The sequence below is a fragment of the Streptomyces sp. NPDC055189 genome (genome assembly GCF_053606765.1).
On sequence record NZ_JBSGSG010000003.1, the window covers coordinates 1 to 21,399 of the forward strand.

The following is a 21,399-nucleotide window of genomic DNA, read 5'->3' on the forward strand; positions in this document are numbered from 1 at the left end:
CGCGGCGGGCCGCTACTTTGTGTCGTTCGTCGTCGGGACCGACCCGCGACCCCTGCCCGAAACCGATCGGGTCGTGGGCATCGACCTGGGACTGATCCACTTCGCCGTGCTCTCCGACGGCAGCAGGGTCGACAACCCGCGCTTTTTGCGCCGCGCCGAACAGCGACTGCGCAAGGCACAGCGGAACCTGTCGCGAAAGACCAAGGGGTCGGCGAACCGTGCGAAGGCCCGCATCAGGGTCGCCCGTGCTCACGCCAGGGCGGGCGATGCCCGCCGCGAGTTCCACCATCAGCTCTCCACCCGGATCATCCGCGATAACCAAGCGGTCGCCGTGGAGACGTTGTCGGTGAAGGGACTCGCTCGCACGCGCATGGCGAAGTCCGTGCATGATGCGGGCTGGTCGGCGTTCGTCGGCATGCTGGAGTACAAGGCCGCCTTGTACGGGCGGCAGTTCCACCGGATCGGACGGTTCGAGCCCACCAGCCAGGTGTGCTCGGCGTGCGGCGTGAAGGACGGCCCCAAGCCCCTGCACGTGCGTGTGTGGACGTGCCGGGCGTGCGGGACGGTTCTGGACCGGGACATCAACGCGGCGGTCAACGTCGCGAAGGCCGCCGGACAGGCGGTGACAGCCTGCGGAGCGCGGGTAAGACCGGGAGCAATCCCGGCACAGCGCGGTGAAACAGGAACCCATCCGAAGGCCTCCTCTCTTGCAGCGGCGGGTCAGGCGGGAATCCCCCTCCCTTAGGTGGGGGAGGAAGTCAACTCTCGGTGCCCGGCATCTGGAATGCTCTCCTGACGGATCATCCGGATCACGCGTACCCGCGAGGAGAGGCATGCAGCCCCCGTCCACGATCGGCCAGCTCGTGGCCCTCGTACTGCTTCTTCTGCCGGGGCTGACCTACCAGTTCCTGCGCGAGCGCTGGCGCGGCCCCGTCGCCGGTGAGGCCCAGCTCCCGGAGCGAATACTCCGCGCGATCACGGCGAGCATCGCCCTGAACGGGGTGTACGCCGTCGCCGCGGGGCCCGTCCTCGTCGAGGCGTGGCGCAAGGCAGAGCGCTCCGGGGCGAGCGCGCTGGCAGCCGAGCACCCGCGGACGATCGGCCTGTGGGCACTGTTGCTCTTCCTCGGCGTACCCGCGGCAGCCGCGGCCGCCGTCTCGTACCGCGAGCGGCATCGCGCCCGTTCCGTCTACCGGCCGGTTCCCACGGCATGGGACTACGCCTTCGGCACCCGCGCCGACAGCGGAGCACGCTTCGTGCGGGCGCGGCTCAAGGACGGCACGTGGGTCGGAGGCTGGTTCGGCACCCGGTTGTACGCCTCGGGCTACCCGCAGCAAGCGGACCTGTACCTTCAGGTGTCGTACCAGATGGGCGCGGACGGCTCCTTCGGGCCCCGGGTGGAGTCCACGGACGGGATCTACCTCCGCATGGCCGATCTTGACCTGGTGGAACTGGTCAACACCCCCGAAGGGAACCGCAATGACAGCACCGGATGACGAACTGACGCCGTGGTACGGGGACTTCCCCGCCCATCCCGGTGAACCCCGCGGCTATCAGCCCCAAGGGGACGCCGATGATCCCGACGAGCCGCCGCAGCCTCCGAGTGGTCCTGCGGGCGCCTCGCCACCGGGCCCCGACACACGTCGTACGGACCCCGACGCCCCCGCGCCCGCCAGGCCCTGACCCGCTAGCCTGCGTCACCATGATGCGCGTATGGATCTCGCCGGCGATTCTCATGCTCTGCGGCGCGGTCGTTGCCGCCGGGCAGCTGATCAGGGGAAACCTCGCAGCGGCCGTGGCACTCCTGCTGTTGTTCGTGCTGCTCTCGGCCGTGACCTCGCCACTGATCTTCCCGAAGTCGATCGGTGCGCAGGAGGCACAACGCCGCAGCGCGGTCGACGGCCGTCCGATCGTCTTCTGGCGGCCCGGCTGCACGTACTGCCTGCGCCTGCGCATCCGACTGGGCTTTCGCGCGGGCCAGTTGTACTGGGTCAACATCTGGCGCGACCCGGCAGGGGCCGCAGTGGTGCGATCGGCCAACGACGGCAACGAGACCGTTCCGACCCTGATCGTGGCGGGCACGCCGCACGTCAACCCCGATCCTGCGTGGGTGCGCGAACAGCTCGCTTCTTCCTCGTAGATCAACGGCGCCCGCCGGGGTGCCGGGGGGGGTGGCGGCGGCCGCGCGGCTCAGGGACGTTCCCTGATCTCCGTCGCCCTGGTCACGAAGGCGGCGTGCAGCTCGCGTACGGCGCGCGGGAAGGAATCGCTGCGGCGGCGCTGGAGGACCACCAGGACGTGGGTGGTCTCGTCGGTGAGCGGCCGGTGCGTGATCATTCCGGCCCGCTCCAAGGGGTCGCCGACGACGCTGAAGTCGGGCAGGAGCGCCGCGCCCAGGCCCTCGGCGACCATGAACTTGCCGAGTTCGGCGCCGTCCGTGGAGTACGCGAAGGACGGCGGGGAGCCGCCGAGCAGGCGGTGGACGTAGCGGTGCATCACGTAGCCGGCGCGCATCGCGATGAACGGCTCCGTCTCCAGGTCGGCGGGCGAGACGGCACGCAGGCGGGCCAGCGGACTGTCGGGGTGCAGGCAGACGACGGGCCTGCCGCGCAGCAGCTCGGTGGTGTCGAAGTCGGGCGGAGTGTCGTCGCCGTCCAGGTAGTTCACCAGGCCCAGGTCGAAGCGGCCCTCGCGCAGTCCCCGGTGGATGTCGTCCTGCTGCGAGCCGACCATCTCCACCTGTGTCGCCGGGTGGGTCTCCCGGAAGGCGCGCACCGCGGGGACCAGGAGCGGGGCCGTGGCCGCGTTCACCGTGCCGACGCGCACCACGCGGCTGGACTGGTGCTGGTCGTGCGCGGCCCTGCGCAGCCGGTCCACCGATTCCAGTACGCCGATGATGTGCGGCAGCAGCTCACGCCCCTCGTCGCTGACCTTCGCCCCGGAGCGGTGGCGGTCCAGGAGCGAGACGCCGAGCTCCCGCTCCAGGTTCCGCACGGTCTCGCTCAACGCGGGCTGCGAGAGGTGGAGTTCGCCCGCGGCGCGGCGCAGCGACCCGAGCCGGGTGACGGCCTCGATGTACTCCAGCTGCTCTGTCCGCATCGCGCGCGCCTCTCACCGAACCCCCGTTGTGGGAGGGAAACCCTATCAGGGCTTAGTCATTACCGACTCGACGCCTGATGGGGGCAGCTGCTTGAATCGAGGACATGAATGCAGTGCGGCTCCATCTCACGCGGCGACGGTATGTCGACCTCGCGCGGGTGTGCAGCGCCTGCTGTCGCCGCTGCCTCTGAGCGTTCGCCGGGCACTGATCCGCGTCTCATGCGGTCTCGTGCGCGTGGACTCTGCGTCCTGCCGGGCCCGTTGAGAGCCCCGGCGATTCGCTGACGTTTCGCCCCGCACGTATCGAGCAGCGCCACGCGCTCTTCGCGAGTGACCTGCGGGTTGAACTCGCGGCCGAGCGCATCCGCAGGCCTGCCCCTGCCCTCTTCCTCCCACCCCTCCCTTCCCCTCCCCTCTGCCTCGCCGCACCGGCCCATGTGGCCGCGTACCCGAAGGACTTCCGCCATGGCCACCGTTCTCACGCTCACCGGCAGCGCCTCCGCCCCCGGCTCGTCGCGCACCGCGCGGCTCGTCAAGCACCTGGGCCGCGACCTTGCCGCACAAGGACACCGGGTGCGGACGCTGGACGTCCGCACGCTGCCCGCCGACGCGCTGCTGTCCGCCGACACCTCGCACCCCGCCGTCGCCGAGGCCGTCGCCCTCGTCGAGAACGCCGACGCGCTCGTGGTCGGCACACCCGTCTACAAGGCCGCGTACTCGGGCGTCCTCAAGACGTTCCTCGACCTCCTCCCGCAGTTCGCGCTGCGCGGCAAGCCCGTCCTGCCGCTGGCCACCGGCGGCTCCCCCGCCCACGTCCTGGCCGTCGACTACGCACTGCGGCCCGTCCTCACGTCGCTCGGCGCCGAGGTCGCCCAGGGCTGGTTCGTACTGGACCGCCACATCACGGCCGCCGACGACGGAACGGTCAGCCTCACACCGGACGCGGACGCGGGCCTGACCCCTGTCGTGGCCCGCTTCCACGAGGTGCTCGCGGAACCGTCGCGGCTCGCTGCGGCGTAGAGGTAATCGGCTTTCCCTTCCGCTCCGGCCCGCTCCCCTCTTACCGGTTCTTCCGGGCGCCGGGCCGGGACGGCGCCCTTCCGCCGCGAACGCCGGTCCACTGCCGGCGCCCTTCCTCCACGAGCGCCCGTCCTACGCGAGCACGCCTCCCCCGCGAGAGCCCCTCTTCCGCGAGAGCCCCACTTCCGCACCGAAAGGCCCGCCCCATGCCCCGCATCCCCGCCTCCGACGCGGAGGCAATCGCGGTCGCCCGCCAGCTGGCCGAGCGCCTGACCACCGACGACGCGCGCCGGGACGCCGAGCGCGTCCTCCCGTACGACGAGGTACGAGACCTCACCGACGCCGGGCTCTTCACGCTCTCGATCCCCCGCTCGCACGGCGGGCCAGGGCTCCGTGCCCGCAGTCTCGGCGAGGTGTTCACCGAGCTGACGGCCGGGGACGCGAGCATCGGCCAGATCCCGCAGAACCACTACGCCTTCGTCAACGTCCTGGCGCACGCGGGCACCGAGGAACAGCGCGCGTTCTTCTACCGCGAGATCCTCGCGGGCCGGCACTTCGGCAACGCCCTCTCCGAACGAGGCACCCGTACGGCCCGTGAGTTCGCCATCGGCTTCGCACCGCACCCCGAGGGCGGCCGGGTCCTGCACGGCACCAAGTTCTACGCGACCGGTTCGCTGTTCGCGCACTGGATCCCGGTGTACGCCAACGACGAGGAAGGCCGCACCCACGCGGCCTGGGTGCCCGCCGACCACCCCGGCGTCCAGGTCGAGGACGACTGGAACGGCATGGGGCAGCGCACCACCGGCAGCGGCACCGTCCGCTTCGACCAGGTGCGAGTGCCCGCCGAGCACATCGTGCCCGTGTACTCGATCTTCGAGAAGGACGAGGTGTTCGGCGCCTTCGGCCAGTATCTGCACGCGGCCATCGACACCGGCATTGCCGTCGGCGCCCTGCGCGAGGGCAAGCGCCTCATCCACGAGCTGGCCCGTCCCCGCCTGGAGGCGGGCGTGGAGCGCGCCGCGGACGAGGGCGCCGTCATCGACGGCTTCGGCGAACTGGCCCTGAAGGTGCGCACCGCGCGCGCCCTGCTCCGCGATGCCGGCGACGCCCTGGACGCCGCCCACGCCGAACTGACCGGCCAGAGCGCGGCCGAGGCATCGGCCGCGGTGGCCGCCGCCCGCGCGCATTCCGACGCGGTGGCGCTGGCCGTCTCCAGCGGCATCTTCGAACTCATCGGTACCCGCTCGGCGGACCACGACCTCAACCTGCACCGGCACTGGCGCAACGCCCGCACCCACACCCTGCACGACCCGCGCCGCCTCAAGCTCCGCTACCTGGGCGGCTGGGAACTCAACGACACCCCGCCGCCGCGCAACGGCCTGGTCTGAGACAGCCCTCCGAGTTCAAGTTCACCACCGCAGAGGACACCCGACCCCATGACCCTGACCTTCCACTGGTTCCTGCCCACCAACGGCGACAGCCGCCACATAGTCGGCGGCGGCCACGGCGTACCCACCGGCGCCGCGGGCGGCGACCGCCCCGCATCGCTCGCCTACCTCACCCAGGTGGCGCGCACGGCAGAACAACTCGGCTTCGAAGGCGCACTCACCCCCACCGGCGCGTGGTGCGAGGACGCCTGGCTGACGACGGCGATGCTGGTGGAATCGACAGAGCGCCTGAAATTCCTGGTGGCGTTCCGCCCCGGCCTGGTCACGCCAACCCTGGCCGCCCAGATGGCGGCCACCTACCAACGGCACTCGGCCGGGCGCCTGCTCCTCAACATCGTCACGGGCGGCGAGGACCACGAGCAGCGCGCGTACGGAGACTTCCTCGGCAAGGACGAGCGCTACGCCCGCTGCGACGAGTTCCTGCACATCATCCGCTCCCTGTGGCGCGGCGAAACGGTCGACTTCAAGGGCGAACACGAACGCGTGGAGCAGGCCCGCCTCACCCGCCTCCCGAACCCGGTACCCCCGGTCTACTTCGGCGGTTCATCGAAAGCAGCCGGCCCGGTGGCGGCCCGCCACAGCGACGTCTACCTGACCTGGGGCGAGCCGCCCGCGCAGGTGGCGGAGAAGATCGGCTGGATCCGCACCCTGGCGAAGGCGGAGGGCCGAGAGGTGCGCTTCGGCATCCGTCTGCACGTCATAGCCCGGGACACGGCCGAGGAAGCCTGGACCCAGGCAAACCGACTCCTCTCCGGCACGGACCCGGAGGTAATCGCCGAGGTCCAGCAAGGCCTGGCCCGCTCCGGCTCGGAAGGCCAGAAGCGCATGCTGGCCCTGCACGGCGGCTCGACGGACCGCCTGGAGATCTACCCGAACCTCTGGGCCGGCATCGGCCTGCTCCGCGGCGGCGCGGGCACGGCCCTGGTCGGCTCCCACACCGAGATCGCCGACCGCATCGCGGAGTACCACGCCCTGGGAATAGACGAGTTCGTACTCTCCGGCTACCCGCACGTGGAGGAGGCGTACTGGTTCGGCGAGGGCGTGCTGCCGCAGCTGGCGGCGCGGGGCCTGTGGCACCACCCGGCGGCGGCATCGCTCGATGAGACCCCGGCGGCGGTGCCGTTCGCTTCGTAGGGCCCGCGCCTGGCGGGCGGAGTCGAGAGGTGGAACGTTGAGTGGGACGTTAAGAGGAGGCTGTCAGCTCTCGGGGTGATTCACTTGGTGGCTGCAATTTCGCTGACCATCTCGATCTTCGCACTGCTAGGCGTCGTTCTGTCTCTCGTCTACCAGTCCCGACAGACGAGACTCTCCAGAGAAGAGAGCGTCAGGGCCTACCATCGCGACCTCATAGGTATGGCCATTCACGATTCAGAACTACGTGTCTGCTGGGGCGGCGATCTGGCAACGGTCCCGCAAGAGGAAGCCAGGCAGATCATGTTCACCAACCTGATAGTCACCTGGTGGCACTCCTGCTACATCGTGAAGGACCTCAACGACGAACAGCTTTCTCTCACCCTCGACATCTTCTTCAAGGGGGAGGTCGGGAGGCGGTATTGGCTCAAGAACCGGGAGTTCTGGACAGACTTGATGCGAGAGGCAAACTCCGGCAAGAGTGCACGCTTCGTTTCAATCGTTGACGCAAGGTATCAACACGCAATGGCCGTACGCGCTTAAGGCCTGCACAGCAGCGTCAGCCGCTCCCTGACGGGCGGCCATGAGCCCGGCGTCGCCTACAACATCACGCAGATGATCGTGCAGACCGGAGCCATGATCGCGACAACGACGTTCCTGCAAACGCTCGTCCAGCAAGTCTTGGTGCAGCTGTCCGACCTCTGCGACGCCGACCCGCCCCACCCGGATATTACGCTCTTCCTGATCAACTACGGACGGGGAGGCTGGTACGCGACTCACGCACCTGCGACACGGAGCCATCCCCGATGCCGGACTCGTCGTAGCAGCACGGACAGATGACAGATCTCATAGGGGGTGGGATGGCTCCTCTCACGATTACGTGGAAACTGTGGTCGCACGGCTGGGCGTTTCTCAAGGTCGCCGACGATCACAGCGCGTCAGAGGTCCTTGCCTCCTACGTCACTGATGGGCCCGAGCAGTTCCTGTACGCGATTGCCAGACTTGCGACGGGCGAGCGCTATGCACGCGCCGACTTGGAGGGCGAGCCGCAGATCTACCGGTGGTTCTTCCATCAGGACGGGCCCGACGTCGACATACGCCTGCTCGTAGCCGACGACGACCAGGCGCCTGAGAGCTCCGGAACCGTACTGTGGGCGGGGTGCCACCCGATCTCGGTCCTGGCAAGGTCGGCTGTGCGCGCCTTCGACCAAGTCGCCCACGACGTAGGGGAAGAGGGCTACGCATCTCAGTGGGGCCGCCCGTTCCCACGACCCGAACTCGAAGCGCTACGGACTGCAATGCGGACGCACATCAAGGATGCTGAGACCTTGAACCGTCCATCTTGACCACCGGCCCACCCCTCGTGGACATCTCTGTCAGTGGCGTCGGCTACGGTCTGAGCCGTTGGGCCGATTAGGCACGTCCGTACAGGACTCCGCGGTCATGAGGGGTGGGAATTAAGGTCCCCGGCAGCCAGCTCGGGACTCAACCGACGAAACCGTGCCCCACCCCTCTCCGCGCCCCTGGAGGTTCGATGGAAGCTGCTTTTCTTACCGATCCGGACCGACTGTGGTCAGCGCAGGACGTCTTGATGCGTCCGAGCCCTGTTCCGGCGGTGGCGGGAGTCTACGGGTGGAACTTCGAGCAGGCGCCCCATCCGGACCTCGATGCCGGCCGTCTGCTCTACGTCGGCATTGCTCCGCGGTATATGGAGACCAAGACCAGCAAGCAGAACCTGCGCAAGCGCGTGCGGAGCCACTACCGGGGCAATGCATCCGTCTCGACGCTGCGTCTCACCCTCGGTTGCCTGCTCGGACTTGAACTGCGCCGTGTCGGCAGCGGCACGCGGATGACATTCGGCAAGGCCGGCGAAGCCCACCTGAGCGAGTGGATGGCGGACAACGCGAAGGTGTGCTGGATCGAGCAGGACGAGCCGTGGACCTTGGAGTCACAGTTCATCTCCCAGCTCGACCTACCGCTGAACCTCCAGCAGAACAGCCACAACGCTTTCCACGACCGCCTCAAGGAGATCCGCGCGCAAGCGCGAAGTCGAGCCCGAGAGCTGCCTGTCAGTTCGTAGCCCGAGAGGCGTCCCCTCCGCGTCAACTGCACGATCAGGCCGTGCTCAGCCCTTGAGCAAATCCCGCTCCGGTTGTTCCCACACCTCTGCCTGCGCTCCCGCACCACGAAGCTCGGCCGCCACGGCCTCGGCAACTTCCTCCGGGACGCTGTCGAGGATCACTGCGGGAACCTGAGCCACGCGCACTTTGCTGTGCCACAGACTCAGCCCGGTGAGTCGACGCACGGCCTGCACGACGTCCAACATGCGGGGGCCCGAACCAATGAGCACCACGTCATTGAGCACGTCATCGCACACGAGCAAGAAGTACTCATCCGCCATGGCTCTCCCCGTCTCCCTGCAACCGGAGAGTACGGGCCCTCAAAGCCGGTGTCCCATCGTTTTCTGCGGGTGCCTCAGCCTCTCAAGCTCAGAAGCCAGACGGGTCGGCGCAATGGAAGCCGTAGGGTTCCGTCCATGGTGACTGCGACCGTCCGCGAGTGGAACGACGAGGAAGGGTGGGGTGTTCTCGACTCCCCCGAGACTCCCGGTGGCTGCTTCGGCCATTACTCCGACATCCAGGCGACCGGCTTTCGCACGCTGTCAGCCGGACAGCGGGTCGACCTCACATGGGAAGCCCCTGGCTTCAAGCAGGACGGGTACGACTACCGCGCGGTGAGCATCGTGCCTCGGGCTGCCTGACATACACAGCTGACATCAACGACGACGTACGTCCCCGGACCGATCATGGTCCGGGGCCTTTACACTTCGCACGCCGTTGTCGGGTACAACGGTCGACCCCAAGGCCGCGCCCCGAGCCAAGAGTCCGGACACGGAAGCCGTCGTATCCACGGGCCGTCAGTAGCGGTGACCAGGCCAGTGCGGATCCAACCAGCGGCCCTCGCCGCTGAGGCCGAGCAACCGTATCCGCTGCTGTAGATCCTGCGATGCGCCCGACTCCCGAAGCCGTTTCGCACCATGGCCGAGGAGCCAGGCGACCAGTTCAGCACGTAGCTGCTCCTCATCGTGCTCGTACCAGCCGACGCTCCACGGCAGGCTCTCCCCCAAGAGCTCGTACTCCCACTCTGCTGCCGCCTCGGCGAGACGTCGGTCGCTGAGATACCCGGTCTGCTCTTCCCAGTCGGCAAGCCAAGGCCCGAGCGTTCCGGACGCCTCGGCACACATCGCGAAGACCTGGTGCGCCGGGACTACCGCATCCGGATTGGAGAGGCTGTCCACCCACCAGGCATGCAGGAACTCGCGTACCGGACCGGCGTGATCGTCGGGCCACTCCTGCCAACGGCCGCGGGCGAAGGAGAATCCAGCCTCCTCCAACCCGAACAGGGGTTCCGCGCGGCCGGCCACCAGGACCGTGGCGAACTGCGGCAGGACGCGGCGCAGCACGGACGCATGATCGGTCCAGTCGATGGCCTGCCAGGCCCTGCGCAGAAGGTCCGGCTCCAGTTCCACATCCGGCGTCTTCAGAAGAGAGAGCTCCTCCGCGCTGCCCCAGTGACATTCGCAGTTGTGCTCATCCGGGTGTGCGGTCATGCCGCGGAAGGAGACCGAGAGGTTTTCCAGGGCCGCGCTGAGGCGGCGCTGTGTGGGACGGTCGGCGAGATGCAAGATGGGCCTGGCCTTCAGGGACTCCGTACGGCTTGCGCCGACCGAAGATCACTACGTTACCCGGTGCGGCGAGGCTTTGTGCCAGCCGCTCCGGGACCAAACAGATCCTGCACAGCCGGCAGCGACGAGAGAAGAGACCGGGCCCGAAGGCACCATCCCGAGCTGCCAAGAGGCCCTGCCTTCGTGCCCGGTGGCCCCCGTGCCCGTGCAGCACTTGTGGCCGGATCAGCGGGTGGAGCTGCGAACCTTGGCGAAGGCGTTGTTGGCGGAGTCTCGCCGATAGCTGGCCCAGCCAGCCACCCTCAAGCATCCCTGGCAGATGCCCGTAGCTGACGGCGCCTATTGTTGACGCGTTCCGTCGGGTCGCGAAGGGTTGCGATCTCGGGGCGCATTACAAGGATCAAATCCTCTCGAATCATTCTGCCAAATTCGCGCCTTGCCTGACAGGCCACCTCGGACACCTCACCCCCTGCCCTCACCTGAGCGACATACACTTTCTTCAATTCATATTCGCGTGGACAGTATTCGTCGACAATCCATTGGTACATCTCGTCTGACGCGAGCAGCATGAGTCGACGGCATGCTTCATCACGAGCTATCACACGCTCATGGAAGTCTTCAGGCCGATTATCCCAACCCCGTTCCTCTGCGTGCAACAACCCGTCCATCCACTGATGGACGGCGATCAAGAAGCATTCGAGGGCTGCAAGTTTTCTCTCTTCTGCCTTCTCGGTTAAAGCTGCACGAACCCTGAAAGCCTCAACGTGTCGGGTAGACATGAATCCGATAAAGGTCCCGAGAATTCCCGCACCACTCGCTATAGCGGCCGTCATTGCTGCGCTATCCACTCCCCCGCCCCCTGAATCGCCTGTGCAGGTCAATACCCTGAACCGCTGGGAAGAATTCATTCCGAATCCGGGGTGTCTCATGGCAACCGCAGGCGACCCAGCGACGAGATCCGCACCACAGCCGCACCAGATCGCGCTGGGAACCACGGTGAGATGAGTCAAGGCCGGCAGGGTACTCAAACCGCTCCCCCAGGTCAGCGCCCGAACAAGACCTAAAAGATCACAGCCTCCCAAGCTGAGGGCCTGCGGACCCCGCTGAGGCGCCCCGCATGGCCTTCAAGGCATCGCCAGCCCCGCGGTTGAAGTCAGCAGAAGCGCAGCAAGATGGACGCGCAGGTCGGCCATCAAGCTCACCACAAATCAAGACGATCGGGACTGCCTGAGCACGGCACGTCAGGCCCCCGGCGTCCCCCACATCGGATCGTTATCCGGCGGCCGTCCATGAGTCCGAACAGCCGCACGAAGCCGACGGCTTGTCTGGCCACGAACGGCGTGAACGACAACGGCGCGGGCGGCCTCAACTGGACGGCGGGCCTCCAACCAAGCGCTCTGTCCGGTTCGGCCGCCGCGAATGGCCCAGTCGACCCGCCACAAAGTCTCATCCAGGTCATACGCCGCCTCGACAACCGGTGCGGTGCACACAAAAGAGACTTCTGTCAGGGCTTGGTTCCATGCGGCCCATGTCAGATCGTGCACTTCGCCACGACGCGAACGCGCCAGGCCGTCGTAGAGCAAGGCGAACTCGTCCATGAGGCGCAAGCAGGCTCGCAACTGTGTCTGACGCGTCCACTGACGAGCGCCACTGCGAGCCGTAAGCCATGCCCCGAGCGCGACACCGACCAGTGCGAGTCCGCTGCTGAACAGTACTGAAGCCATCGCGTCCCGTCCTCACGCGCATCGTGCTCACAGCTCGTAATGCCACGAGGAGTGTGGCCGTCTCATTCAACCCCGTTCACCACCGTCCAGACGAGACACCAATCAAGCGCTGGCTTAAGATCCAATCGACCATGAACGCTGGTGAACGGCCGCACATGAACCTCAGCACTCCACCACCGCACTTGGAAAGCGGGCGTCTGCTCCTGCTGCAAGGTCGAACTCGGTGCGCGGCCGACGCTGACAGGTCTCTTCTTAGCCATCGACGAAGCCCGACCGTTGGTTAGGTCCCGAGCTGCACCCGGGCCGCCCCCATACAGAGTCGGGGATGCAGCTGCTCTACAGAGCTGGACACCTCGGAAGTCGGCCGCGCGTCCGAGACTCTAACGGTCAGCTCTGACAACGTGCCCGCCTACAAGCACGATCGCTCACGCTCTGTTCCGAAAGGCGGACCGGCAGTCTGGACCGGGAGGAGCCGCGGCACCGTGCCGCAAGAGCCATACAGTGTCGGCATGTTCGAGACGATCCGTTGGCGCTGCTACGCGCATGTGGGCAACCGCCGTGCCGCCGAGCGCGTGGTCGACCGCATCGGAAAGCTGTTGCCGCACACCATCGAGATCGAAAGTTACGAGCGGTACTGGAAGTTCCCGGAACTGGCCGAGCTGCGGTTCGTCTCTCCCCTCTGTTGCGGCACCCCGGAGGACGCACTCCTGACCACCCTCCAGTGGGCATGGAAGATCGCGGCTCCCTGGAGCCTCAGCGGCCCAGAGCCAGGGGTACGCCATGAGTTCGAGGGCACCGCGTCCTCCAACGTCGGAGCCAGTTTCAGTGTCCCCGGCATCGAGTGGATGGAGTTCACCATCACTGATCGCCAAGAGAGGCCCTCTGTGGACAGAGCCAACTGACATCCACGGGCGGCCGTTCCCGGCCGGCCTGACAGACTGCGTCCCATGCCGAAGCCTGCTCGCCCGCCTCTGTCCCCGCGGCCCATACCCCCGCTCCGCGGTGACGAGACGATTGCCGGCGTTCTGGACGCTACCGTCGTCGACTTCTGGCGGTTTGCCATGCCCGATCTCCGTATGAACAACACGCGTGGCCTGTTCGCCGAATTCCTGGTGCACCAGGCGCTCAACTCCCGCCAGCCCCGCGTGGAATGGGCCAGCCACGACGTCGAGACTGACGACAGGCTCCGCGTCGAGGTCAAGGCCGGCGCCTATTTGCAGGCCTGGGAGCAGCGAACACCCTCCCAGATACGGTTCAGCGGGCTTCGCGCTCGTATCTGGTCGCCCGATCGCGGTTACGCGGAGGCGAAGACATATAACGCTGACGTCTACGTCTTCGCCCTTCAGGCGGCGCGGGAACATGATGCCTATGACCCGCTCGACACCTCTCAGTGGGAGTTCTACGTCCTCCCCCGCCCCGCGGTCGCGGCCCTTGGTACCGACAGCGTCGGTCTGGTCACGGTTCGCGCAGCAGCCGGTGCAGCAGTGGGGTTTCCCGGGCTTGGCGAGCGGATTCGATCGGTTGATCCGCGAGCCGGAGCGCCTCGCGAGGAGGCAGACCAGTGAGGCCCCTGTATTTCCGTGCCGACAGCGAGGACGGGGATCGTGTCGATAATCCCTCCGAGGACTCGCTGTTCATGCTCGTCGAGGATCTCAACGACTCGGACAACACCTTCCTCGTCATTCAGCCCGACATGGACGATCCACCCTGGTTCGCCACCGTGGGGGTGCTCGACGAAGACGGGTACGAGATCGTTCTGCGGGATGCCTCCCGTCGCGAGCATTCCGTGAGTACCGAGACCAGCGTCGACCGGATCGCCAACGCTCTCATCACCTGGCTGGCCGACCGCGATTCCCCGAAGCAGAAGCCGTCCGCCGGGCAGGGCCGTATCTCCGGGGCGACCGCTCCCTAGTCCTCCAGCGTCATCGGGCCATACCGCGCCTCGTCGACCTCCGTCACCAACGCCCAATAGCGGTCGCCGAACGACCAGTGCCACCACTCCGTCGGGTAGTTGACCAGGCCGGCCGTGGACAGGGCCGCGGTGAGAGTGCGGCGGTTTCGGCGGGCCGTCGGGGAGATCAGGGGGCTGTCCATGTAGCAGGCGCCGTCGCTCTCCTCCGGGCTGGCGTTTACCGGGGTGCCCAGGTCGAGTTCCTCCCCGGATGCCGTGCACAGGGTCAAGTCGACTGCTGCGCCCGCCACATGAGGGCCCACCTCGGGCGGGGAGAGGGAGCGGCTCGTCTGCTGGTGGAGGTACTCCGCCGACCAGTCGGGATTCGCCTTGCGCAGTTCGGCCGCGTACTCCTCGAAGTACTCGATCTGCAGGGCCAGGGGGCGGTATCCCTCCGTGACCAGGAGGCGCAGGCCCTCGGGGAGCAGACGGGCGGCTCTGGCCAGGCGCCAGGTGACGCCCTCCCGTAGTTGGGCGTAGGCACCTGCGGGGTCGGCGAGGCGGTCGTCGACGTCCACGAACGGCAGTTGGCGTAGGTCTACCAGGGGTTCGCCGCATTCGTGGACCGGTATGCCGACGACTCTGGGATCGTTCATGAGGATGATCGACGACATGCTTGGCCCCTTCGTGGCGACGGTGGCGGGCACAGCTCCGGGGACGGGCTGCCGCCCGCCCCCGGAGTCCCCTCCGTGCCCTGGCAGGGGCTCTACGCGACCGAGCGGCCCACACGACCGACGGTGTCGGCTGTGTGGGCCGTACGAGGCATCAGTGGCCTTCCCCCGTGCTTCCCCCGTTGAATTCCGCTGAGTCCCCCGTTGTTTCCTGCGATCCCCCGTTGCCGTCGGCGTGTTCACCCGCCGACACCCACAGAATGACGCACTCCGCTGCAAGTTCTCTGCAAGTCCGCGCCAAGCGGATTGCAGGGCCCCGCGGAGGGGGCACGTGGAGGGGGCACGTGGAGGGGGCACGTGGGAAGGCCCCGTAGAGGGATCCTTGCAGGGCTCAGAGGCCCGGCTCGTTCCGTTCCCGTGCCTCGTACGCCGTGAAGACCTCCCGCGCCTCGGCCCGCAGCGCACCCGCCCCCGCCCCGTCCCCCGCCGCCTCCCGCGCCATAGCGAGGTCGCGCAGGGTGCGGGCGCGGGGCAGCGGGAGCTCCAGGTCGTTCCAGAGGGCGGCGGCCATGGTCAGGTGTTGCTCGGCGGTGTCCAGGCGGCCCGCGGCGAGTTCGCATTCGCCGAGGGTGCGCAGGCCCAGCGCCTCGCCGAAGCGGTCGCGGTGGCCCCGGCAGACATCAAGGACGGAGCGGATCTCGACCGCCGCTTCTTCCGACCGGCCAAGACGTATGCGGGACTTGGCCCTTGCCTGCATCGCGTACGCGAGCATGAGCGGATCCCCCAGTGTGCTCAGGAGGTCCACCGCGCGACCGGAGAGCTCCTCGGCCTGCGCGTACTCGCCGAGCGCGCGGTGCACCAGGCCGATCGAGCGCAGCGTGAGGGATTCGCCGCGGCGGCTGCCGAGCCTGCGGTAGGCCCGCAGCGACTCGTCGAGGAACGAGCGCGAGGCGTCGAAGTCGCCGAGCTCCAGCTGGACGGAGCCGGCGTACCGGCAGGACAGGCCGATGCCCGGGTCGTCCTTGAGCTGCCGGAAGCCCTCGACGGCGCGCACGAGCGTGTCCTGCGCGTCGCGCAGCCGTCCCGCTTCCCGCCGGGCGCTGCCGAGCCCGGCGAAGGCGGCGGCCCTGCCGCGTACGTCGCCGAGTTCGGCGCAGAGCCCGGCCGCCTGTTTGAAGTAGCGCTGCGAGTCGGTGAACCGGTCCTGCTCGTAGCGGAGTTGGCCCAGGCCGATGAGGAGCAGGGCCTCACCCGCCCGGTCCTCGGCGCGGCGGGCCGCGGCCAGCGCCGCGTCGTGGGTGCGCCACCAGGCTTCGAAGCGGTTGCCGACGGTGTAGGCGGAGGAGCACAGGGCGGCCGCCGCCTCGCAGGAGAGGGTGTGCAGGTCCAGGGAGGCGGCGCGCTCGACGGCGGCGGCTATGGCGTCTGCCTCGGCCTCGAACCAGGCGGCCGGGTCGGCGAGAGCTCGCTGGGTGGCTTCCGGGCCGACCGGCCTGACGAGCCGGCGCAGGGCGACGGCTGCGGGTCCGTCCGAGTCGCTGGAGTACAGCAGGCCGCGGTGGAGTTCGACGGCGCCGGACGGCGTCGCGGAGGCGGCGCGGCCGGTCAGCCAGAGCCAGGCGCCCAGCGCGCGGCCGACGGCGGCGGCCCGTTCGGCGGGCGGGTCCTCGGCGTCGGCGCGTTCGGCGGCGTAGACGCGTACCAGGTCGTGAGGGCGGTAGCGGGGCTGGCCCGCGCGGTCGACGCCGGTGCAGTGCAGGAGCTGGGCGTCGATGAGCTGTTCCACGACGCGGTCCGCCTCGGCCTCGGGCACGTCGAGCAGCGCGGTCACCACCCAGGCGGCCACATCGGGCGCCGCGAGCAGGCCCAAGCGGCGCAGTGCGGTGCGGGCGGGGGCGTCCAGGGCGCGGTAGCTCATGCCGAGCCCTGCCCGTACCTCCAGGTCGCCGACGGCGAGTTCGTCCAGGCGGTGATGTTCGTCCGCCAGCCGGTCGGCGAGCATGCGCGCGGTCCAGTGCCGGCGCGTGGCGAGGCGGGCGCCCGCGATACGGATGGCGAGCGGGAGCCCGCCGCACAGCTCGACGATGCGCCGGGCGGCGTCCGGCTCCTCCCGCACACGCCGCTCCCCCGCGACGCGCCCGAGGAGCTCGGTCCCGGGCTCCGTGTCGAGCACGTCGAGATCGGCCCGGTGGGTGCAGGGCAGGGCGCCCAGGCGCGCCCGCGCGGTGATCAGGACCCCGCAGGTGGCGCTCCCCGGCAGCAGCGGGCGCACCTGGGACTCACTGCCCGCGTCGTCCAGTACGAGCAGGACGCGCCGCCCGGCGACCAGACTGCGGAAGAGATCGCGCCGCTCGGCGTCCCCGTCGGGCGGGTCGGCCCCCAGGGCGTACAGAAGTCGTCCGAGCACTTCGCCGGGTGCCACGGGATCGGTGGCGCCCCGCAGCTCGGCGTACAGCTGCCCGTCCGGGTAGGCGTCGGCGACCTGGTGCGCGGCGCGGACGCCCAGGGTGGACTTGCCGACGCCGCCGGGACCGGACAGGACGACGACCGGCATGGCCTCGCGGGCCTCGGACAGTGCGGCCCGCACATCGGCGAGCTGTGTGTCCCGGCCGGTGAAGTCGCCGATGGTGGGCGGCAGGAGGGCGGCCACCGGTGCGGCGACGGCATCGCCGGGCGCGGATTCGCGGGCATCCGCCGCAGCGGGCAGCAGTTCTTCGTCGGCCCGCAGGATCGCCTCGTACATCCGCCTCAGGTCAGGGCCGGGGTCGATCCCGAGCTCCTCGGCGAGTACGTCGCGCCCCTCCGCGTACACCTGGAGCGCGTCGGCCTGGCGCCCCAACCGGTAGAGGGCGAGCATCAGTTGGCCGCGCAGCCGCTCCCGTCCCGGGTGCCGGGCGACCAGCGCCGTGAGCTCGCCCGCCAGTTCCGTCTCGCGGCCCGTCTGCGCCAGCTCCGCGGCGATCCGCTCCTCCAGGGCGGCTTGCCGCGCCTCGTCGAGCTGGTCGGCCACGGCCCGCAGCGTTTCGCCGATGCCGCCCAGTGCGGGACCGCGCCACAGAGCGAGGGCGTCTCCCAACAGTCGTGCGGCCGCCGCGGGATCGCCGTCGGCCGCGGCCTGCCTCCCCCGGGTGCACAGGCGCTCGAACTCGGCACGGTCGACGAGGGCGGCATCGGCGTGGACGAGATAGCCCGGCGGGCGTGTCTCGATGGCTTCGGCGGACAGCGCGCGGCGCAGCGCGGAGACGTACGACTGGATCAGGGAGCGTGCCGTGTCCGGGGGCCGCTCGCCCCAGATGGCGTCGACCAGCGCGTCCACGGACACCACGCGTCCGGGCTCGAGGAGCAGTGCGGCGAGCAGGGCCCGGGGCTTGGGTCCGCCGAGGGAGAGCCGGCGGCCCGCGCGCCATGCTTCGACCGGACCCAGCAAGCGGTAGTCGGTGTCCGTGTTCACGCCCGTCTCCATGGGTCCTTGCCCCGCGCAGCCCCCGCCGCCCTCAACCCCCCGACCGGCTGGTCATACTACGTCTGCCCATTCTCAACTCAGCTGCACACCAGGGGAATCAGGCCACCCACCGCCCGGACACGAACGGCTTCGGCTGCACCTGCGTCACCCGAACGAGTGAGAGGGGCATGTGACGTGAGTCACCTCGCCGGACCGATGACTTGATCGAGTCCCTCACGTCCTATGGGCAACAGCCTTCCGAGAGACGGGACCGCGTCACCATGACCGAAGCCACCAAGGGCCCTGCCAGCTACTTCCCGTCGATCGAGAAGAAGTACGGCCGTCCGGTCGCGGAGTGGAAGGAACTGATCCGGTCCTCGCCACTGACCAAACACATGGAACTCGTCGGATGGCTCAAGACCGAACACGGCCTGGGGCACGGCCACGCCAACGCACTGGTCGCGCACACCCTGGCCGAGACCCGCAGCGCGTGAGCCGCACCCCGTGAACCGCAGCGCATGAGCCGCGCCCCGTAGACCGCGCCCCATGAATCCCCGCTACCGGTTCAGTACGGCGCTCCCCGAGCGGCTGCGGCGCCGGGCGAGCCGGTGGAAGGCCTTCGGTGCGCGCGGCGGCGCGGGCAGCGCGCCGGCGACCGCGTCGGCCAGGAGCGTGGTGATCGTCTCGGCGGCGCAGGTGCGGTTGGCGCCGATGCCGCCGCTGGGGCCCCGCTTGATCCAGCCCACGACGTAGGTCCCCGGCTGCCCGGTCACCCGGCCGCCCTCGTGCGGGACGGTGCCGGTGGCCTCGTCGAAGGGCAGTCCGGCGACCGGCTTCCCGCGGTATCCGATCGCGCGCAGCACCATGTCGGCCCGGATCGTCCGCTCCCCCGACGCCTCCACGACGCGGACGCCCTCGACGGCTTCCTCGCCGACCATCGCCACCGGGGCGGAGTGGAAGCGGAGCACGATGCGCCGTCCCGGTTCGGGCGCCTGCGCCCAGTCGACGGGGGCGCGCGTGACGCCCTGCAGGAGGGCCGCCTTCCCCTTCGGATCGGACGCCGGGTCCGGCTCATCGATGGCCGGGGCGACCCGGGGGTCATGGTCGTCGACGACCAGGTCAAGGCCCGGCACGTGCTTGAGGGCGAGCAGTTCGGACTTGGTGTACGCGGCGTCCTCGGGGCCCCGGCGTCCGAGCAGGACCACTTCGCGGACGTTGCCGGCGCGCAGTGCCTTCAGCGCATGGTCGGCGATGTCGGTGCGGGCGAGGCTGTCGGGGTCGGCGAGCAGGATGCGGGCCACGTCGAGGGCGACGTTGCCGTTGCCGACGACGACCACGCGCTCGGCGGACAGGTCGATCGCGTCCGGGGCCTCCTCGGGGTGGCCGTTGTACCAGGCGACGAAGGCCCTCGCGGAGATGCTGCCCGGCAGTTCCTCGCCCGGCACGGACAGCGTGCGGTCGGCCGAGGCGCCCACGGCGTAGATGACCGCGTCGTGGTGTGCGGCCAGTTCCTGCGCGGTGACGTCGGCGCCCACATCGAGCCCGAGGTGCATGCGCACCCGCGGGTGGGTGTGGAAGCGCGTGAAGGTGTCGCCGACCTTCTTGGTGGCGGGGTGGTCAGGTGCCACACCGAAGCGTACGAGGCCGCCGGTCTCCGGCAACCGGTCGATCAGGGTCACTTCGGCGCTGGTGTGCAGGAGCAGGTCCTGGACCGCGTACATTCCGGCGGGCCCGGTGCCGACGACGGCGACCTTCAGCGGTGCGAAGTCCGAGGGCAGGACCCGCGGGAAGGACGGCTTGTCCCAGGCGTGGAAGTTCGGTCCGTCCGGGGCCGGTTCGGGCTCCTGGTCGCCGAAGTACGCCGCGTTGATCTCCGCGTACTCCTGCTGGGCGACGGGCAGGCTGTCCACCGGGAAGATCGCCTCGACCGGGCAGGCGTCGGCGCAGGCGCCGCAGCCTATGCAGGTCGCCGGGTCGATGTGCAGCATCTCCGTGCTGCCGAACGCCCTTTCCTGCGGCGTCGGGTGGATGCAGTTGACCGGGCACACGGCCACGCATGTGGCGTCGTTGCAGCAGGTCTGGGTGATGGCGTAGGAGGTCATGTCGTCGGCTCGACTCGCTCGGCTCGGATCGGCTGGTTCTCAGCTCGATCGGCTGGGATCAACTCACAACGGAACTGCTCGGCGCTGCTGGGATCGGATGAGGTGTATGCGTCAGATGAGGTTGGCGCGCTTGTAGAAGGCCAGGGCCGGCTTGGTGAGCAGGCGCGATGAGGCCAGGAACTCCATGAGGCCCGCGCAGCTGGAGCGCATCATGGACTTGTGGTGCTCGTTGTTCTTCGCCTCGGCGAGGGCACGCTTCTCGTCGAGCCCGGCGTTCGCGTACACCTTGTCGTTCACCATGCTGGTGACGATGTAGTACGACGCGATGGCGACGACGAAAGCGTTGATCTGGCGGCGCACCGGGCCCGCCCCGGAGAGGCGCTTGGTCGTCTGGTCGCGGGCGAACTTCATGTGCCGCGATTCCTCGACGACGTGGATGTTGTTGATCGTGCGGACGAAGGGGACGACGCGCTCGTCGCGCATCCAGTCGCGCTGCATGACGTCCAGGACCTCCTCGGCCACGAGGATCGCGGCGTAGGCCGCCTCGCCGAAGGCCACCGTCTTGAACGCCCGGCCCAGCTCCATCGCGAACCGCTTGGGCCGGTAGGCGGGCGCGCCCAGCTTCCGGGCGCCGCGGGCGAACATGATGGAGTGCCGGCACTCCTCGGCTATCTCCGTGAGCGCCCACTGCACTTCGTCGCTGGCGGGGTCCTTCATGTAGACGTCGCGGAGCACCATTTGCTGGAGGATCATCTCGAACCAGATGCCCGTGCTGGCCACCGACGCGGCTTCCTGCCGGGTCAGCTCCTTGCGCTGGGCTTCGGTGAGCTCCTGCCAGTACGCGGTGCCGTACAGGGAGCACCACTCCGGGCTCGCGCCGTGGAAGTCCTTGTCGAGGGGGGTTTCCCAGTCCACTTCGGTGGCCGGGTCGTAGGCCAGCTCGGCGGCCGAGTCGAGCAACCGCCGGGCCACGTCGTCTTCTTCGGGGTGATCATGCGATGCCGGCCGAACAGTGCTGCTTGCCATGCTGCGGCTCCTTGACTCTGATGCGTACGTTCTCTTGTTCGCTCAGGCAACGGATCGGGGCGCCGTCCCGCGACGCGCCGCGGCCCGCTTGTTAGACAGACGGTATAACAAGCGGGCCGCCGAGCCTACCCCCGAGTAAGAACCGAATCCGCGCAAGTTC

23 protein-coding genes are annotated in these 21,399 nt (G+C 68.9%); 15 read left to right on the forward strand and 8 right to left on the reverse strand.

Features of this window, described 5'->3' with window-relative positions; all coding sequences use genetic code 11:
- The 4 genes from ACWFR3_RS03265 to ACWFR3_RS03280 form a co-directional block, all read left to right on the forward strand.
- On the forward strand, positions 1 to 745 hold a 745-nt coding region (locus ACWFR3_RS03265), incomplete at its 5' end, for an RNA-guided endonuclease TnpB family protein (RefSeq protein ID WP_453732812.1).
- An 88-nt stretch (positions 746 to 833) separates the two neighbouring features.
- Positions 834 to 1,496, forward strand: coding sequence for a DUF6338 family protein (locus ACWFR3_RS03270; protein ID WP_453732813.1), 663 nt, complete (start codon positions 834 to 836; stop codon positions 1,494 to 1,496).
- Positions 1,480 to 1,683 (forward strand): hypothetical protein, encoded by a 204-nt coding sequence (locus ACWFR3_RS03275; protein WP_453732814.1) that lies wholly within the window; start codon positions 1,480 to 1,482, stop codon positions 1,681 to 1,683. Before ACWFR3_RS03270 ends, ACWFR3_RS03275 begins: the two co-directional genes overlap by 17 nt.
- 19 nt (positions 1,684 to 1,702) lie before the next feature.
- Positions 1,703 to 2,140: a hypothetical protein gene (locus tag ACWFR3_RS03280; RefSeq protein WP_453732815.1), complete on the forward strand. Its 438-nt coding sequence runs from the start codon at positions 1,703 to 1,705 to the stop codon at positions 2,138 to 2,140.
- 50 nt (positions 2,141 to 2,190) lie between these two features.
- Here the strand turns inward: ACWFR3_RS03280 and ACWFR3_RS03285 are convergent, their stop codons facing one another.
- Complete coding sequence (locus ACWFR3_RS03285; RefSeq protein ID WP_453732816.1) at positions 2,191 to 3,099, reverse strand: LysR family transcriptional regulator; 909 nt, start codon at positions 3,097 to 3,099, stop codon at positions 2,191 to 2,193.
- 465 nt (positions 3,100 to 3,564) lie between these two features.
- Here ACWFR3_RS03285 and ssuE point away from each other — a divergent pair, with 465 nt between their 5' ends.
- The 6 genes from ssuE (at position 3,565) to ACWFR3_RS03315 (ending at position 8,778) form a co-directional block, all read left to right on the forward strand.
- Complete coding sequence (gene ssuE / locus ACWFR3_RS03290; RefSeq protein WP_453732817.1) at positions 3,565 to 4,119, forward strand: NADPH-dependent FMN reductase; 555 nt, start codon at positions 3,565 to 3,567, stop codon at positions 4,117 to 4,119.
- Between the two features lie 206 nt (positions 4,120 to 4,325).
- Positions 4,326 to 5,507 carry an SfnB family sulfur acquisition oxidoreductase gene (locus ACWFR3_RS03295; RefSeq protein ID WP_453732818.1) on the forward strand — a complete coding sequence of 394 codons (1,182 nt, stop codon included), beginning with the start codon at positions 4,326 to 4,328 and terminating at the stop codon, positions 5,505 to 5,507.
- Between the two features lie 48 nt (positions 5,508 to 5,555).
- Positions 5,556 to 6,701, forward strand: a complete 1,146-nt coding sequence (locus ACWFR3_RS03300) for an LLM class flavin-dependent oxidoreductase (protein ID WP_453732819.1) — start codon at positions 5,556 to 5,558, stop codon at positions 6,699 to 6,701.
- An 87-nt stretch (positions 6,702 to 6,788) separates the two neighbouring features.
- Positions 6,789 to 7,241: a DUF6082 family protein gene (locus tag ACWFR3_RS03305; protein ID WP_453732820.1), complete on the forward strand. Its 453-nt coding sequence runs from the start codon at positions 6,789 to 6,791 to the stop codon at positions 7,239 to 7,241.
- 293 nt (positions 7,242 to 7,534) lie between these two features.
- Positions 7,535 to 8,044, forward strand: a complete 510-nt coding sequence (locus ACWFR3_RS03310) for a hypothetical protein (RefSeq protein ID WP_453732821.1) — start codon at positions 7,535 to 7,537, stop codon at positions 8,042 to 8,044.
- A 188-nt stretch (positions 8,045 to 8,232) separates the two neighbouring features.
- A complete protein-coding gene (locus ACWFR3_RS03315) occupies positions 8,233 to 8,778 on the forward strand; it encodes a GIY-YIG nuclease family protein (RefSeq protein ID WP_453732822.1) in 546 nt (181 codons plus the stop codon).
- A 45-nt stretch (positions 8,779 to 8,823) separates the two neighbouring features.
- Here the strand turns inward: ACWFR3_RS03315 and ACWFR3_RS03320 are convergent, their stop codons facing one another.
- Positions 8,824 to 9,099, reverse strand: a complete 276-nt coding sequence (locus ACWFR3_RS03320; RefSeq protein WP_453732823.1) for a ribosomal protein L7/L12 — start codon at positions 9,097 to 9,099, stop codon at positions 8,824 to 8,826.
- 135 nt (positions 9,100 to 9,234) lie between these two features.
- Between ACWFR3_RS03320 and ACWFR3_RS03325 the strand changes: the two genes are divergently transcribed.
- Positions 9,235 to 9,459 (forward strand): cold-shock protein, encoded by a 225-nt coding sequence (locus ACWFR3_RS03325; RefSeq protein ID WP_453732824.1) that lies wholly within the window; start codon positions 9,235 to 9,237, stop codon positions 9,457 to 9,459.
- Between the two features lie 156 nt (positions 9,460 to 9,615).
- Here the strand turns inward: ACWFR3_RS03325 and ACWFR3_RS03330 are convergent, their stop codons facing one another.
- The gene (locus ACWFR3_RS03330; protein ID WP_453732825.1) at positions 9,616 to 10,383 is read right to left on the reverse strand and encodes a hypothetical protein; all 768 of its coding nucleotides are present in this window, start codon (positions 10,381 to 10,383) and stop codon (positions 9,616 to 9,618) included.
- 302 nt (positions 10,384 to 10,685) lie between these two features.
- Positions 10,686 to 11,393, reverse strand: a complete 708-nt coding sequence (locus ACWFR3_RS03335; RefSeq protein ID WP_453732826.1) for a hypothetical protein — start codon at positions 11,391 to 11,393, stop codon at positions 10,686 to 10,688.
- Between the two features lie 1,223 nt (positions 11,394 to 12,616).
- On the opposite strand from ACWFR3_RS03335, the gene ACWFR3_RS03340 reads away from it, so the two are divergent.
- Genes ACWFR3_RS03340 through ACWFR3_RS03350 form a run of 3 tightly spaced genes read left to right on the forward strand, consistent with a single transcriptional unit; the run spans position 12,617 to position 14,019 of the window.
- Positions 12,617 to 13,009, forward strand: a complete 393-nt coding sequence (locus tag ACWFR3_RS03340) for a hypothetical protein (RefSeq protein WP_453732827.1) — start codon at positions 12,617 to 12,619, stop codon at positions 13,007 to 13,009.
- 45 nt (positions 13,010 to 13,054) lie between these two features.
- Entirely contained in the window at positions 13,055 to 13,672 is a 618-nt protein-coding gene (locus ACWFR3_RS03345) for a hypothetical protein (protein ID WP_453732828.1), read from the forward strand.
- Positions 13,669 to 14,019 (forward strand): hypothetical protein, encoded by a 351-nt coding sequence (locus tag ACWFR3_RS03350; RefSeq protein ID WP_453732829.1) that lies wholly within the window; start codon positions 13,669 to 13,671, stop codon positions 14,017 to 14,019. The genes ACWFR3_RS03345 and ACWFR3_RS03350 overlap by 4 nt, the downstream gene beginning before the upstream one ends.
- Here ACWFR3_RS03350 and ACWFR3_RS03355 read toward each other — a convergent pair.
- Together ACWFR3_RS03355 and ACWFR3_RS03360 are read right to left on the reverse strand one after the other, a co-directional pair.
- Positions 14,016 to 14,672 carry a M15 family metallopeptidase gene (locus ACWFR3_RS03355; RefSeq protein ID WP_453732830.1) on the reverse strand — a complete coding sequence of 219 codons (657 nt, stop codon included), beginning with the start codon at positions 14,670 to 14,672 and terminating at the stop codon, positions 14,016 to 14,018. The two genes, ACWFR3_RS03350 and ACWFR3_RS03355, sit on opposite strands and share 4 nt — an antisense overlap.
- A 388-nt stretch (positions 14,673 to 15,060) precedes the next feature.
- The gene (locus ACWFR3_RS03360) at positions 15,061 to 18,120 is read right to left on the reverse strand and encodes a BTAD domain-containing putative transcriptional regulator (protein ID WP_453732831.1); all 3,060 of its coding nucleotides are present in this window, start codon (positions 18,118 to 18,120) and stop codon (positions 15,061 to 15,063) included.
- 272 nt (positions 18,121 to 18,392) lie between these two features.
- Here ACWFR3_RS03360 and ACWFR3_RS03365 point away from each other — a divergent pair, with 272 nt between their 5' ends.
- Entirely contained in the window at positions 18,393 to 18,605 is a 213-nt protein-coding gene (locus ACWFR3_RS03365) for a DUF4287 domain-containing protein (RefSeq protein ID WP_453732832.1), read from the forward strand.
- Positions 18,606 to 18,668: 63 nt separating this feature from the next.
- Here the strand turns inward: ACWFR3_RS03365 and ACWFR3_RS03370 are convergent, their stop codons facing one another.
- Entirely contained in the window at positions 18,669 to 20,213 is a 1,545-nt protein-coding gene (locus ACWFR3_RS03370) for an FAD-dependent oxidoreductase (RefSeq protein WP_453732833.1), read from the reverse strand.
- A gap of 111 nt (positions 20,214 to 20,324) precedes the next feature.
- Positions 20,325 to 21,239: an AurF N-oxygenase family protein gene (locus tag ACWFR3_RS03375; protein WP_453732834.1), complete on the reverse strand. Its 915-nt coding sequence runs from the start codon at positions 21,237 to 21,239 to the stop codon at positions 20,325 to 20,327.
- Positions 21,240 to 21,399: the final 160 nt, after the last annotated feature.

What these genes read in the sequence shown, in the direction of transcription:
- ACWFR3_RS03370 (WP_453732833.1), bottom strand. Translation starts at nt 20,213, where the DNA reads ATGACCTCCTACGCCATCACCCAGACCTGCTGCAACGACGCCACATGC.
- ACWFR3_RS03315 (WP_453732822.1), top strand. Translation starts at nt 8,233, where the DNA reads ATGGAAGCTGCTTTTCTTACCGATCCGGACCGACTGTGGTCAGCGCAG.
- ssuE (WP_453732817.1), top strand. Translation starts at nt 3,565, where the DNA reads ATGGCCACCGTTCTCACGCTCACCGGCAGCGCCTCCGCCCCCGGCTCG.
- ACWFR3_RS03365 (WP_453732832.1), top strand. Translation starts at nt 18,393, where the DNA reads ATGACCGAAGCCACCAAGGGCCCTGCCAGCTACTTCCCGTCGATCGAG.
- ACWFR3_RS03345 (WP_453732828.1), top strand. Translation starts at nt 13,055, where the DNA reads ATGCCGAAGCCTGCTCGCCCGCCTCTGTCCCCGCGGCCCATACCCCCG.
- ACWFR3_RS03275 (WP_453732814.1), top strand. Translation starts at nt 1,480, where the DNA reads ATGACAGCACCGGATGACGAACTGACGCCGTGGTACGGGGACTTCCCC.
- ACWFR3_RS03285 (WP_453732816.1), bottom strand. Translation starts at nt 3,099, where the DNA reads ATGCGGACAGAGCAGCTGGAGTACATCGAGGCCGTCACCCGGCTCGGG.
- ACWFR3_RS03325 (WP_453732824.1), top strand. Translation starts at nt 9,235, where the DNA reads ATGGTGACTGCGACCGTCCGCGAGTGGAACGACGAGGAAGGGTGGGGT.
- ACWFR3_RS03270 (WP_453732813.1), top strand. Translation starts at nt 834, where the DNA reads ATGCAGCCCCCGTCCACGATCGGCCAGCTCGTGGCCCTCGTACTGCTT.
- ACWFR3_RS03375 (WP_453732834.1), bottom strand. Translation starts at nt 21,239, where the DNA reads ATGGCAAGCAGCACTGTTCGGCCGGCATCGCATGATCACCCCGAAGAA.
- ACWFR3_RS03355 (WP_453732830.1), bottom strand. Translation starts at nt 14,672, where the DNA reads ATGTCGTCGATCATCCTCATGAACGATCCCAGAGTCGTCGGCATACCG.
- ACWFR3_RS03300 (WP_453732819.1), top strand. Translation starts at nt 5,556, where the DNA reads ATGACCCTGACCTTCCACTGGTTCCTGCCCACCAACGGCGACAGCCGC.
- ACWFR3_RS03280 (WP_453732815.1), top strand. Translation starts at nt 1,703, where the DNA reads ATGATGCGCGTATGGATCTCGCCGGCGATTCTCATGCTCTGCGGCGCG.
- ACWFR3_RS03310 (WP_453732821.1), top strand. Translation starts at nt 7,535, where the DNA reads ATGACAGATCTCATAGGGGGTGGGATGGCTCCTCTCACGATTACGTGG.
- ACWFR3_RS03295 (WP_453732818.1), top strand. Translation starts at nt 4,326, where the DNA reads ATGCCCCGCATCCCCGCCTCCGACGCGGAGGCAATCGCGGTCGCCCGC.
- ACWFR3_RS03320 (WP_453732823.1), bottom strand. Translation starts at nt 9,099, where the DNA reads ATGGCGGATGAGTACTTCTTGCTCGTGTGCGATGACGTGCTCAATGAC.
- ACWFR3_RS03340 (WP_453732827.1), top strand. Translation starts at nt 12,617, where the DNA reads ATGTTCGAGACGATCCGTTGGCGCTGCTACGCGCATGTGGGCAACCGC.